This window comes from Ligilactobacillus aviarius subsp. aviarius DSM 20655, assembly GCF_001436315.1.
Classification (GTDB): Bacteria; Bacillota; Bacilli; order Lactobacillales; family Lactobacillaceae; genus Ligilactobacillus; species Ligilactobacillus aviarius.
Genome location: NZ_AYZA01000024.1, coordinates 74,299 through 87,664, shown reverse-complemented (window position 1 = coordinate 87,664; position 13,366 = coordinate 74,299). Strand labels below are relative to the sequence as shown.

Genomic DNA, 13,366 nt, shown 5'->3' with positions numbered 1-13,366 from the left:
TTTAACCTTCCTCTTTTCTGAGCAATTTTTCAACTTCATTTAATATTTTCTGAGCAAAAACCTGCTTTGAAACCTTTGAAACTTTAATTGGTTTCTGGTGCGGCTGCAAAATATAACCGGCATTTTGGTCACTGCCAAATCCAATATCGTTGCGCGAAACATCATTGGCGACGATCATATCGACCTTTTTATCTTCCAGTTCAGCCGTTGCATTTTGAAGCAGATGATCCGTTTCAGCAGCAAAGCCAACTAAGACTTGGCGATGTTTTTGATTACCTAACATCCGCAATAGATTTGGATTCCGTTTCAGTGTCAACTGAACTTGCTGGTTAGCATTCGCTTTAATTTTTTGATCATCCGGTTGTTCAACGTGATAATCCGAAACCGCGGCGGCCATGATCAAGACATCATTTTGCGGAAATTCTTCCATTAACTTAGTTTGCAGATCCGCAAACGTTTGAATGCGGATCACGTTCACGTTCGTTGGCAGATCAACCGTAACCATTCCCGCAATTAACGTTACATCTGCTCCTTGAAGGGCCGCATTTTCAGCAAGCGCGATTCCCATTTTCCCGCTTGAATGGTTTCCAATAAACCGCACCGGATCAATTGGTTCTTGCGTTCCCCCAGCAGTTACCAGCACCTTGATTCCCCGAAGCGGCTGATCATTCGTTTGCTTTTCGATCCACTCTAAAACTGCTTGCGGCTCCGGCATTCGTCCTTTTCCGGCATATCCTTCTGCTAAAAAGCCGGTCACCGGTTCCATTACGTGAATTCCATCGGCTTTCAACTGATGAACGTTTCGTTGAACGGCAGGGTTAGCCCACATCTCATCATTCATTGCGGGAACAACGAATTTATCCTTCGCCGTTGCAGTCAGCGCCGACAAAACGAGGTCATCAGCAATTCCATTTGCCATTTTTCCAATGATATCTGCCGTGGCCGGAATGACGATCGAAAGGTCTGCCCACCGCGCAATTTCAATATGCGGAATAAACTCCCCGCGTTGCTCAGCGTCATTAAAATTCGTTAAAACCGGATTCTTTGACAACGTCGCCATTGTCAACGGTGAAATGAAACTCGTTGCTGCCGCCGTCATTGCGACGCGGACTTCCGCTTTTGCCTTAATCAAAAGCCGGACAAAGCTTGCAACCTTATAACTTGCAATTCCCCCGGTCACATAAACCGCAATTTTCTTACCTTTCAATGCCATTTCTTCACCCCATCGCTTATTAATACAAGAAAAGAGGTCGGACACCATGTCACAACCTCCCATCATATTGATTTAAATTAAAAATTAGTTTTCACCTTTAATTGTCAACTTGCCAGCTTCAACTTCTTCCAAAGCCTTACCAACATTCTTATCTGACTTGTATTCGTCTTCGTTTAACAATGGTAATGCGCCAGCATCTAATTCATGAGCACGTTTAGCTGCTAACATTACTAATGAATAACGTGAGTTAACATGTTCTAAAAGTTTATCGACAGATGGATATAAAATCATTTGACAGCATCTCCTTATTGTTGATCATCATCTAAGCCAAGTTGCTTCTTGTAATCAGGTAAGAACCGTTTTACCCGCCAACGTTCAGCTCGAATGATCGTTTGAATCTTTTCGGCAGCCTTGGGAACTTCATCATTCACAACTGCATAGTCATAATTCTGCATCATTTCGATTTCACCGACAGCCTTTTCCATTCGCTTGTCAATTGTTGCTAAATCATCCGTTCCCCGATTAATGATTCGTTGACGTAATTCCATTAAATCTGGTGGTGTTAAGAAAATAAACAACCCATCCGGAACCTTTTCCCGGACCTGCATTGCACCCTTAACTTCAATTTCAAGGAAAACATCCTTACCTTGATCTAACATTTCATTAACATATTTTAAAGGTGTTCCGTAATAGTTGTCAACATATTTAGCGTATTCCAACATCCCGCCATTTTCAATTTCCTTTTCAAATTCTTCCTTTGAAACAAAGAAATAATCTTTTCCATCAACTTCTCCGGGACGCTTCTTCCGGGTCGTCATTGAAACTGAATAGTGGAAAGTATTATCCTCACGTGAAAAGATTTCCTTTCGTACAGTTCCCTTTCCAACCCCTGATGGTCCTGAAAGAACAATTAACATTCCGCGTTTTGGCATTTTGAATCTCCTCTAGAAACAATTTTAATAACTATTATCCCCTTTGAACGCCTATTTTTCAAGTAATTTCCAAAGGTTTTCAATTTTCTAATGAAGATTTCATTTATTGCTGATCAATGAATTTGAAAAGCAATCATCTAGAGATAACAAAAAGACTGCGACATCCGTCACAGTCTTTTATCAGTTTTAATATAATTCAAGATATTGGTCGCGTTCCCATTGTGAAACGTCTTGCCGGTATGAATCCCATTCAAGTGTCTTTGCTTCAACGAAATTGTTGAAGAGGTGTTCGCCAAGAGCGCCTTGAATTACTTCATCATTTTTCAATTCTTTAAGGGCGTTGTGCAATGTTGATGGCAAATCTTTAATGCCATTTTCACGCCGTTCTTCTTCATCCATTGCATAGATGTTCCGGTCAACGGATGCAGCCGGTTCAATCTTATTCCGTAACCCATCAAGTCCAGCTTCCAAAATCGCAGCAATTGCCATGTATGGGTTAGCTGATGGGTCAACTGACCGCAATTCAAAACGGGTACCTTGTTCACGTGACATTGGAACCCGAACTAATGGTGACCGGTTCCGTCCTGACCATGCAACGTAAACTGGAGCTTCAAATCCGGGAACCAACCGTTTGTATGAGTTAACGGTTGGATTAGTAACTGCCGTGAAACTCCGTGCATGTTTCAATAATCCGCCCAAGAAGTAGTATGCCTTTTGCGATAACTTTTGGTCGCCATTTTCATCGTAGAAAACATTGCCGTTCTTATCGAAAAGTGACATGTTAATGTGCATTCCAGAGCCGTTAACTTGAGCTAATGGTTTTGGCATGAATGTTGCATGCAAGCCGTGCTTCCGTGCAACGGTCTTAACAACTAACTTAAAGGTTTGAATATTGTCACAAGCATGCAAAGCATCTTCATACTTAAAGTCAACTTCGTGTTGACCAGGCGCAACTTCGTGGTGGGATGCTTCAACATCAAAGCCCATGCGTTCAAGTTCAAGCACGATTTCCCGCCGGCAGTTTTCACCCATATCAACCGGAGCAAAATCAAAGTAACTGCCGTTGTCGTTTAAATGCATCGTTGGTTTGCCGGTTTCTGGATCAAGTTTGAAAAGGAAGAATTCAGGTTCTGGACCAATGTTAAAGTCGGTGAACCCTTCTGCTTTCATTTCATCCAAGACACGCATTAAATTATTCCGCGGATCGCCCATGAATGGTTTGCGGTCAGCTGTGTAAACTTCGCAGATGATCCGGGCAACCTTCCCGTGTTCGCTTCCCCATGGAAAAATCATCCAGGTTGACAAGTCTGGATATAACCACATATCACTTTCTTCAATCCGAACAAAGCCGTCAATTGAAGAACCGTCAAACATTAACTTATTATCAAGCAATTTATCTAATTGGCTAATCGGAACTTCCACGTTTTTGATCGTTCCGTAAAGATCAGTAAACATTAACCGTAAAAATTGAACGTTTTCTTCTTTAGCCATCCGCCGAATATCGGCCTTAGTATAATCATGCTTAACCATTATTAATAGGCTCCTTTTAAAATTGATAAATTAGAGCGTCCGATTGTTACGAATCGAAGGTTTGCTATGCCGGTTAAGTCCACCAGCGTTGACAAAGTCATTGCGCAAAATTTTCCGAACAGCGTCATCTGACAAAGACTGAGCCATTTTTTCGCGCCGCCGTTCTTCTTCGGCTGCCTTTTGAGCATAAACCTTCTTAATTGAAGCCATATTATACCCATCTGCAAGGTAATCCTTAATTTCAAGCAACTTATCAATATCGTTTAATGAATACATCCGGCGGTTCCCTTCATTTCGTTCGGGAATCACCAATTCTTGTTCTTCATAGTACCGAATTTGCCGAGCACTTAAATCCGTAAGCTTCATCACCGTTCCAATTGGAAGAACAGCAAGGGAGCGACGTAGTTCCTTTTCTTTCATAACAACCCTCCTCTCATTGGTTCAATCATATCAATCACCTATCAGTCTGTCAATAACTTATGTCACATTTTATAACATCTTACGCTTTATAGTACGTTTCGTTTACCGCATTGGTAATTGCAACCTTCACGTGAGCGTATGATAATCCCCCTTGAATGTACAATGCATACGGTTCGCGCAACGGCCCATCACTTGATAATTCGATCGTTGAACCTTCAACAAAGCTTCCGGATGCCATAATAATTTCATCTTCGTAATTATCCATTTCACTTGGAATCGGATCGACAAACGCATTTAACGGTGAATTATGCTGAATACTTGCACAGAATTTGATCATCGCTTCCCGTTCATGGAAGATCACCGTTTGAACCAGATCGGTCCGTGGAGCATCCCATTTCGGCGATACTTCTGCCCCCATCTTTTCAAGCAATGCGGCGGTAAAGATTGCCCCCTTAACGGCTTCACCCGTTGTATGCGGAGCAAGGAAAAAGCCGCGATAAAAATCACGTTGATAGCCATACGTTGCGCCTTCGCCTTTCCCAGGACCCGGTGCAAATAAGCGTGATGATGCGCGCATGATCAAATCATGCCGGCCAACCAAAAAGGCTCCTGATTTGGCCACTCCCGCACCGGCATTTTTATACATTGAGCCGGCCATTAAGTCCGCTCCGTAAAATGTCGGTTCGTCCTTTTCGGTGAATTCACCATAACAGTTATCGATGAAAATAATTGCTTCCGGAGCAATCGCCTTTACAAATTCAATCATCTCTTTGATTTCAGCAACCGTAAAACTATCCCGGGTAGCATATCCGCGTGAACGTTGAATGGCAACGACCTTGATCGATTTATCCTGCTTTAACTTTGCCCCTACTGCATCATAATCAATTTTGCCGTCTTTAAGCGGGGTATAGGCAAACTTGATCCCGTATTCCTTCATTGATCCCGGATTATCGCCGACGATTCCAATTACCTGTTGGATCGTATCATACGGCATTCCTGTCATGTAATATAAAGTATCGCCTGGCATTAACGATGCAAATAACGCCGTTGAAATTGCATGCGTTCCAGAAACCATTTGCGGCCGCACAAGGGCATCATCACATTTAAAGTAATCGGCGAAAATATCTTCCAGTTTATCACGGCCAAGATCATCATACCCATACCCCGTTGAACCAACGAGGTCTTCTTCAGCCACATGGTGTTTGCGGTACAAATCTAAAATCCGTTGTTGGTTATACAAAACCGTTTCATCAACTGCTGCCAATTGCGGCGCAATCATTTGATCAACTTCAGCAACCTTTTGTTGTAAATCCTGCGGAAACTTTTCAATCCATTTTTCCATTATTTTTTCTCCTTTAACCATTTTTCAACTAATTCAATAATTCGCGGATAGTCCGTGTCAAAGTTTTGAACAAGATCAAACCAGTGAACATCCATCTTATTGCGAAACCAGGTTAATTGCCGTTTAGCATAATGCCGCGAATTCTGTTTGACTTTTGCAATACATTCTTCAAGCGAAGCCTGATGTTCAAAATACGGATAAAATTCTTTGTAGCCAATTCCTTTTCCAGCCGGTAATTTGCTTCCGCCATTTTCGTACAAATAGTGGGCTTCATCAAGTACCCCGTCCTTGACCATCAGATCAACGCGGTGGTTAATCCGTTTATACAATACCGCTCGTTCCGTATTTAACCCGATGATCAAAAAGTCATAAGCATCATTGGCGTGATCACTTTGAACCGAAAACTTCTTACCGGTCTTTTCGAAAACTTCCAATGCCCGAATTACCCGGCGTTCATTGGTAACCGGAATTTTAGCGGCTGCCACCGGATCGATCTGATCAAGCCGGCCCCACAGTGCTTGTTGCCCATGTTCTTTGGCATACTGATGAAGTTGATTTCGTAAATGGTCATCCTGGTATTGATCATTTCCAAAATGAAAGTCATCAATAAGCGACTGCAAATAGAAACCGGTCCCGCCAACCAGCATTGGCAGCGCATCTTGAGTCGCGATTTTTGAAATTGCTTTTTTAGTCCGGTCAATAAAATCGGCAACCGAAAAACGCTGATCAATTGGAATCTCATCCAATAAATAATGCGGAATTCCTTGCATTTCTTCAGGAGTGACCTTGGCAGTCCCAATGTCCAGCTTTTGATAAACCTGCATTGAATCTCCCGACACAACCTGGCCGTTAAATTTTTGAGCCAGCTTAATTGATAACGTTGTCTTTCCAACCGCCGTTGGCCCAACGATCATTAAAACCTTCTGCGCCACTTTACTACTCCTTTCTCCTTACTTCTCTTGTAATTGTATCATTCAAGTTAAATTTTAACAGTTTTACCTAGCATTTTTTGGCGATTTAATTCATAATGATAATATACCAATAATTGAGGAGGAATTTCCATGAAATCATTTGGTAAGGGATTCTTTACTGGAATCGTAACAACCGTTGGCGTTGTTGCTGGTGCCGTTTATGCATTTAAGAAAACAGTTGTTGAACCAATGGAAGAACGTGAAGCAATCTTAGAAGAACACCGTCGTCGTGCTCTTCGGAAGAGTCGTTCAGCTCATCAACGTTAATCAAGGTAATAAAAAAAGCTGGGATTTCGATCTCAGCCTTTTTTATCGGGTTCCAAAACAAACGAGCTACGACGCGAAGCTAGTGAAGTTCGAAAACCTCCGAATTTACGCTGCGCGATTCGCTCGTTTTTATTGTTTTGTCACACCTTCTTTTTAGTTTTTCTTCTTTTTTCCGTCCCACTTATTGTATCCGCCTTTAAGAACGAAGATCTTATCAAAGCCTTCCTTTTTCAGCATGATCGCACACCGAAGAGCAAGGGCCTTTCCTTGTTCATACAAGTAAACCGGCATGTCCTTCCGAATACCACCAATGTACATCTTAAATTGCGAAAACGGAATATTCCGCGCACCTAAGATATGACCAGCTTTAAATGAATCTTCTTCGCGAACATCAATAACTTGAGCGTGGTGCATTGCCTTCTTGAATTCTTCGTTATCGACGATTTTGGCTGCCCGCCGACTACGAATAAAAATTACAACTTGATTAATTACCATCCATAACAAAATGATAATTAAAATCATATCGACCCAAAATAAAACAGAGTGGGCTTTTCCTAAAAGCAATTCAATTGGCTCCTTTCAAAATAACCAAATAATCTTAGTCCTTAAACTTCAATGCTAATGAAGCAGCTCCAATTACGCCGGCTTCATTTCCTAATTGAGCTAACTTGATTTCAGTTGAGCTCTTAACGGTTGGGAATGCATATTCATTAAAGTAGTTTTGAACTTGATCAAGCAAGAATTGACCAGCAGCTGAAACGCCCCCGCCAATTACGATTGCACTTGGATTCAAGATACTTGCAAAGTTAGCACAAGCCAACCCTAAGTAGTTGCATACCCGGTCAACGACCATTTTAGCCAATGGATCATTTTCTTTAGCTAAATCAAAGACTAGTTTTGATGTAACTTCTTCGCCATCATCAGTTAATTGTTTAAGTTTTGAATTGCCGGCATATTCTTCAGCCATGTCACGAGCAACCCGAACAACCCCAGTTGCTGACGCATAAGCTTCAAGACAACCACGGTTTCCGCATGTACATAAGTAACCGCCTGGGTGAACGTTCATGTGACCAACTTCACCGCCGGCACCCATTCCGTGAACAAGTTTTCCGTTGGTAATGATTCCGCCACCAACACCGGTTCCTAACGTAATAAAGACAACATCGTCGGCATTCTCGCCGGCACCCTTCCACCGTTCGCCAAGGGCTGCAACGTTGGCATCGTTATCAACCGCAAACTTGATGTTTGTGCCTTTTTCGATTTCTTCCTTAACGTTTTGAACAGTCTTCCAGTTCAAATTGTATGCTCCAACAACCGTTCCCTTTTCAAGGTCAACTGTTCCGGGAGTTCCCATTCCAATTCCGATAAATTGTTCTGGCTTCATTCCATACATTTCAAGGTGATGGTTGATTGATTCAATGATATCGGGAACAATGTGGCTTCCTTCATCCAAAATATTGGTTTCAATACTCCACCGTTGTTGAATTTCACCATCTTCAGTTGTAATTGCAAATTTGATTGTTGTCCCGCCAAGGTCAACCCCAATTAATTTTTTATCCATAATGCTCCTCCTAAATGTCTTTTTTCGCCGCTTCGCGTTTTTCTTCCTCGCGATGCTCTTTGTCCAAAATAAGTTTGGCATTGAGGTACGTCTTTTGATCAACAACACCGGCTTTATACAAGTGGTCCAGTTCAATTGCCGTTAATTCAATATCCCATAACCGCTTGCCGACGTAGATAAAAACGCCGAACTGCTTTAAAAACTGCTGAACGTCATAATAGTTTTTCAAAATAACATCCCCATCTTAAGCCGTAGCAGTATGCATTCCTCTGACAAAAATTGCTGTAAACAGAAGAACTAAACCAACTAGGGCCAGCCATCTTTTATGCGTTTCAACTTTTCCAATTTGAGGAGCACCCACAACGTAACCTAATAAAAAACCGCCTATTAGACCACCAAGATGTCCCCAAAGATCAATTGATCCGGTCAAATCGCTTAACAGATTCAAAACAACTAAAACTAAAAATTGTTTTGCAATCGTCCGAATATACGGATCATCTCGAAATGATTCACCAAGCATCAGGTATGCGCCAAATAGGCCAAACAATGCTGTACTTGCACCCGCTGAAATCGCAGGAGTAAATGCAAAGCTTGCAATGTTCCCGCAAATTCCGCTTGCCAGATAAATAACTAAGAACCGCCACGGGCCAAATAAATATTCGATTTGCATTCCTAAAAAGTAAAGGGTCACCATATTCAGTACAATATGTTGAAACCCGATATGCAAAAACATCGGCGTAAATAACCGCCAAATTTGTCCCGCCGCAATTAACGCATTATCTTTCGCACCAAATTCAATTAAAATATTCGGATTCGTTGAACCGCCTGCAACTGTCATTAATAAATACATCGCGATATTAATGACAATTAACATAATCGTCATCTTTGGTCTTTTCTTGCTCATGCTTTTTCCTTTCAATCACAGCACTAATGACACCGATTACATCAGGATGTGATAAAAAACATCCCTTTTTTAAGGGGATGAGCGTTTTAAAAGAAAAACAACAGGGTTTAATTCCTGTTGTTATTTTGTTTCACGGTGTAAAGTTGCTTTACGACAACGTGGGCAATACTTCTTAAGTTCTAAGCGATCTGGATTGTGACGCTTATTCTTGTTTGTTAAGTATGTTTGTTCGCCACATTCTGTGCATTCTAATGTAATATTAACACGCATCGATATACCCTCCAACTCTTCATATTCTGTCTAATAAGGTGTTTAAACCTTTAACGTTAATATAATATCATCTTTTAAAAGATATTGCTACCGTTTTTTACTAATTGTTAAGGAAAATTCCTTGACACGATTTTTAAGATAAAAAAAGAAGGTGGTCAATTCACCTTCTTTTCGCTTGATTCTCAATTAAAATCCATCACTTGACTGAACATCTTTCCAGTAAGCTGCGTAAATTTGTTTGATTGCATCCAGGTTAACTTTACTTTCGGTATTATTCGCCATTCCAGGGAACGCAACCGCAACAACAACTTGCGGATTATTGTATGGAGCGTAACTTACCCCACTTAACGTTTCAGTCGGATTATTCTTGTAATACGTCTGAGCTGTCCCGGTCTTCCCGGCAATTTCTGGTTTAACGCCATTCAAGTACTTCCCAGTAACGTATGGGTTATTCCCGTGCATTACCAGGTAAAGCCCCTTCTTAACGACATCCCACTGAGCGGCTGTTCCTGGAACAACATTCAAGATGTTTGGCATAAATTGATAGATTGTCTTGCCCATCTTGCCGTCTTTTCCATTATCATGGATCGAATCTAAGACGTGGGGCTGCAACCGGTAACCGCCATTCGCAATGGTTGAGATGTACTGTGCCAATTGCAATGTTGTATATGAATCGTAGTTCCCGAATGAAAGGTCAAGTGCTTTCCCAATATCAGCCTTGGCTGAAGGCCCTTCAAATCCGGCTGATTCGCCCGGAAGATCAATGCCGGTCTTAATCCCTAATCCAAACTGATTAAAGTTATCCCGCATCTTAGTGAAAATCGATGGCGACATACTTGCTAATGACATTCCTGGTGTATATTTGAGTCCGGCTTCAAGCATTGCAAGCTGCATCATATACGTGTTTGATGAAACTTCCAGGGCTTCAGGTGCTGTTAACGGCATGTTAGCTGAACCGCTCTTATTAAACCACGATGTCTTCGGTGCCGTTCCGGCTAATTTAATTGGTTGTTCTTCAAGGGTGTTATTCGTTGGTGTAATTACCCCATCTTGAAGAGCTCCCATTACCATTGCACCCTTTACAACTGATCCCATTACAAAGGTTTGGTTAATTGCTCCGATTGCGTTATCGGTAATCTTTCCGGTTTGAATATCACGACTTACCCCCGCAAGCGCATAAACCGCACCGGTATGTGGATTCATAACAACGGCATAGGCTCCTGGAACATATGGGTTTCCACCCGCAACGCTTTGAAGCGAGTTCTTCATGATATTCTGAACATCATTTTGGAACTGCGCATTGATCGTTAATTGGATATCATCCCCTGGCTTCCCGCCATATTGTTTGATTTCCTTCTTGATCTTATTGTTTTGGGTTTCAACCTTAATGATCTCACTGTCGCCCTTCAAGGCATCTTCATATTGTGATTCAATGTAGCTTGAACCAACACTGTCATTCCGTGAGTAACCTTCTGCAAGCAAGATGTTCAACTTATCACTTGGCAACCCCTGCTTTTCAGTTGTTACCGTCCCTGCAATTTCCTTGATCGAATCTCCGCCAGGATAACTGCGTGACCAGCTGGTTCCGATCTTAACTCCAGGCAACTGAGATAAATGCGCCCCAACCTGAGCCATTTCAACGGCTGAAACACCATTGGCTTTTAACATTACGGTTGAAAGCGAATATGCCCCATCCATCTTATTGTACAAAACGGCAGCTTGTTGCTGTTGCGGAGTAAGATTGTTGACCAAGCCATGATCCTTAACGTATGCCATTTCTTGTTTATAAAGAGCAGAACCGCTTAATGAGTTGGCATCCTTAATATGTTTTTGAACCTTTTCCGCATTTGCCGTGCTTCCAAGATAATATGCCTGCTTCATGTTTTCAGTTAACTGTGACGTATCAACGCTGATATACTTTGTTAAATTATTCGCAACGTCATACATTTCTTGGGATGTAACTGAAAGCGGCTTTGTATACGTAATTGCCGTTGCTGCATCATTTGAAACCAGCAATTTACCTGAAGAATCATAGATCATTCCCCGCGGCATATCTTTGGTTTCAGTCTGCATGTTACTGTTTGAAGCATCGTAAACATACTTTTTCCCATCAATGATTTGTAAATGGGCCAATTGAATAATCAATGCCGCAAAAAGTAAGAACACAATTACGAATAAAAAATTTAACCGAAACGGAATACTGTCTGCTTTATGTCCATTTCGATTACTCTTTGATAATTTATGTTGTTTTTTAAAAATTTTCAAAAGATTTCACCGTCACTTAATTACTAAATCAATTAAAATAACATTGATTGAAATTCCTGCTTAATCAGCATATGATAATGCTGAACTATACCTAATACATGGTATCACAAATTAGCAAATCGAACCATCTAAATAAGGTAATCAAATTATAGATTTTTATGGAGAAATTATGAAGAAGACATTTATTAAAAACGATACCCTCTTTTTTGAAAATGGAAATTTAAAGATCAGCGAACTGGTCAATCTCTTAAAGGCGCTTCCTTTCGAAGTCCTTTTTATTAATTCTGCCGGCCGCATCAAATTGATCATTCATCCGCTCGATCCGGATTTAAAACTTAATCAGCGAATCTCATCCCATTTATTTTTTAAAACGATGCCTGCGACCTTTGATTTTCTTGAAAAATTAAAACACGGAAAAAATTCAAAAATCTCGCGGGCATTAAAGGTCAAGGAAGAATACTATAACCTGACCTTCATTGCAATTTATGACGAAAACCAGCAATATCTTGGCTGTTTACAAATCAGTGAAAACATTACTGAAATCATTAAAAAATACCGGTACGGCGGTTTTATTGAATCTGAATTTCAAAAATCCACGCAACCAGATCATGATTTCCACTACCATGATCAGTCATCCGAAACGTACCGGCAGGAAATTGAACAGGATCTGATCGATATTAATACTGACGACGACAGCGATGCCATTTCTGGCGCATCTGAGTTATAAAGTAGGTGTTAGTAATGCCAAAGTATCAAACCCACTTTAAAGCTTTAGGAACCAAAATCACGCTGACCGTTTTCAGTTCGTTTGATCAGCAAGTTTTCGCTCCTAGTAAAAAGTTAATCGATTACTATGAGAAATTATTTTCAATCTATCTGCCGGATTCTGAAATCAGCCGGATAAATCGTGCCGCGGGTCAAAAAATGATTGAAGTTTCAACCCCAACGTTTGATCTCGTCAGCCTTGCCCAAAAAATCAGTCTTAAATCATGGGGATTCAATGCGGCAATTGGCCCGCTAGTTAAAGAATGGAACGTTGGATTTGAAAACGCCCATCGGCCTGACGCAACCCGAATTCGCCAATTATTACACCAGATCGATCCGCAAGAAATTACGACCAAGGCCCCCAACCTAATTGGCCTTCAACAAGCTGGCATGCAACTCGATCTTGGCGGGATCGCAAAAGGCTACATCGCTGACCGGCTCAAAGATCTTTGGGCAGCCTTCGGGGTTCGAACGGGAATCATTGACCTTGGCGGAAATCTGTTAACAATTGGAAACAGTTCGTTGCACCCTGATCAAAAATGGCGGATTGGAATTCAAGATCCGTGGAATCCCCGGGGAAAGGCTCTGCGAGTGGTTCGAATGCCAGCATGTTCCGCGGTCACTTCCGGAATTTATGAACGCAATTTTACGGAAAACCACCACTTTTACCATCATATTCTTAATCCTCGGACTGGGTACCCATTAAAAACGCAGCTAATGGGGGTAACGGTCTTTACCGATCAGTCAGTTTGGGGCGAAATTGAATCGACGCGTTTGTTTTTTAATCCTGAAACTCCAGTTGACGAATTAAAAAAAGACCGCCATTTTATGGCAGCCGTTTTTGTGTATCAAAATCATGAAATTCGAATTCTTAAATAAAGAAGGTGTGACAAAACATCAAAACGAACGAATCGCGTCAGCATAGA

The 13,366-nt window shown here is 41.4% G+C and carries 16 protein-coding genes; 3 read left to right on the top strand and 13 right to left on the bottom strand.

Features of this window, described 5'->3' with window-relative positions:
• Position 1 precedes the first annotated feature (1 nt).
• The 7 genes from coaBC to miaA all read right to left on the bottom strand — a co-directional run bounded on the left by coaBC (position 2) and on the right by miaA (position 6,369).
• Positions 2-1,213: a bifunctional phosphopantothenoylcysteine decarboxylase/phosphopantothenate--cysteine ligase CoaBC gene (coaBC, locus tag FC33_RS07210; RefSeq protein WP_057828095.1), complete on the bottom strand. Its 1,212-nt coding sequence runs from the start codon at positions 1,211-1,213 to the stop codon at positions 2-4.
• An 84-nt stretch (positions 1,214-1,297) separates the two neighbouring features.
• Positions 1,298-1,504, bottom strand: a complete 207-nt coding sequence (rpoZ, locus tag FC33_RS07205; RefSeq protein ID WP_057827919.1) for a DNA-directed RNA polymerase subunit omega — start codon at positions 1,502-1,504, stop codon at positions 1,298-1,300.
• Between the two features lie 14 nt (positions 1,505-1,518).
• A complete protein-coding gene (gene gmk, locus FC33_RS07200) occupies positions 1,519-2,145 on the bottom strand; it encodes a guanylate kinase (RefSeq protein WP_057827918.1) in 627 nt (208 codons plus the stop codon).
• A gap of 186 nt (positions 2,146-2,331) precedes the next feature.
• A complete protein-coding gene (gene glnA / locus FC33_RS07195; RefSeq protein ID WP_057827917.1) occupies positions 2,332-3,675 on the bottom strand; it encodes a type I glutamate--ammonia ligase in 1,344 nt (447 codons plus the stop codon).
• A 30-nt stretch (positions 3,676-3,705) separates the two neighbouring features.
• Positions 3,706-4,095 (bottom strand): MerR family transcriptional regulator, encoded by a 390-nt coding sequence (locus FC33_RS07190; protein ID WP_057827916.1) that lies wholly within the window; start codon positions 4,093-4,095, stop codon positions 3,706-3,708.
• A gap of 79 nt (positions 4,096-4,174) precedes the next feature.
• Positions 4,175-5,437: a methionine gamma-lyase family protein gene (locus FC33_RS07185; protein WP_057827915.1), complete on the bottom strand. Its 1,263-nt coding sequence runs from the start codon at positions 5,435-5,437 to the stop codon at positions 4,175-4,177.
• Positions 5,437-6,369 carry a tRNA (adenosine(37)-N6)-dimethylallyltransferase MiaA gene (miaA, locus tag FC33_RS07180; protein ID WP_057827914.1) on the bottom strand — a complete coding sequence of 311 codons (933 nt, stop codon included), beginning with the start codon at positions 6,367-6,369 and terminating at the stop codon, positions 5,437-5,439. The genes FC33_RS07185 and miaA overlap by 1 nt, the downstream gene beginning before the upstream one ends.
• A gap of 129 nt (positions 6,370-6,498) precedes the next feature.
• Between miaA and FC33_RS08230 the strand changes: the two genes are divergently transcribed.
• Positions 6,499-6,675, top strand: coding sequence for a DUF3042 family protein (locus FC33_RS08230; protein WP_064485250.1), 177 nt, complete (start codon positions 6,499-6,501; stop codon positions 6,673-6,675).
• Positions 6,676-6,828: 153 nt separating this feature from the next.
• On the opposite strand, the gene FC33_RS07175 is transcribed toward FC33_RS08230, so the two are convergent.
• The 6 genes from FC33_RS07175 to FC33_RS07150 form a co-directional block, all read right to left on the bottom strand.
• Positions 6,829-7,245: a rhodanese-like domain-containing protein gene (locus FC33_RS07175; RefSeq protein WP_235803910.1), complete on the bottom strand. Its 417-nt coding sequence runs from the start codon at positions 7,243-7,245 to the stop codon at positions 6,829-6,831.
• A 28-nt stretch (positions 7,246-7,273) separates the two neighbouring features.
• Complete coding sequence (locus FC33_RS07170) at positions 7,274-8,236, bottom strand: ROK family glucokinase (RefSeq protein ID WP_057827913.1); 963 nt, start codon at positions 8,234-8,236, stop codon at positions 7,274-7,276.
• A 10-nt stretch (positions 8,237-8,246) separates the two neighbouring features.
• Positions 8,247-8,465, bottom strand: coding sequence for a YqgQ family protein (locus FC33_RS07165; RefSeq protein ID WP_057827912.1), 219 nt, complete (start codon positions 8,463-8,465; stop codon positions 8,247-8,249).
• Between the two features lie 15 nt (positions 8,466-8,480).
• Entirely contained in the window at positions 8,481-9,140 is a 660-nt protein-coding gene (locus tag FC33_RS07160) for a rhomboid family intramembrane serine protease (RefSeq protein WP_057827911.1), read from the bottom strand.
• Positions 9,141-9,260: 120 nt separating this feature from the next.
• Positions 9,261-9,410, bottom strand: coding sequence for a 50S ribosomal protein L33 (gene rpmG, locus FC33_RS07155; RefSeq protein ID WP_057827910.1), 150 nt, complete (start codon positions 9,408-9,410; stop codon positions 9,261-9,263).
• Positions 9,411-9,596: 186 nt separating this feature from the next.
• The gene (locus FC33_RS07150) at positions 9,597-11,675 is read right to left on the bottom strand and encodes a peptidoglycan D,D-transpeptidase FtsI family protein (RefSeq protein WP_081037081.1); all 2,079 of its coding nucleotides are present in this window, start codon (positions 11,673-11,675) and stop codon (positions 9,597-9,599) included.
• A gap of 169 nt (positions 11,676-11,844) precedes the next feature.
• Between FC33_RS07150 and FC33_RS07145 the strand changes: the two genes are divergently transcribed.
• Positions 11,845-12,402, top strand: coding sequence for a hypothetical protein (locus tag FC33_RS07145; protein ID WP_057827909.1), 558 nt, complete (start codon positions 11,845-11,847; stop codon positions 12,400-12,402).
• A gap of 14 nt (positions 12,403-12,416) precedes the next feature.
• Complete coding sequence (locus FC33_RS07140) at positions 12,417-13,319, top strand: FAD:protein FMN transferase (RefSeq protein WP_057827908.1); 903 nt, start codon at positions 12,417-12,419, stop codon at positions 13,317-13,319.
• Positions 13,320-13,366: the final 47 nt, after the last annotated feature.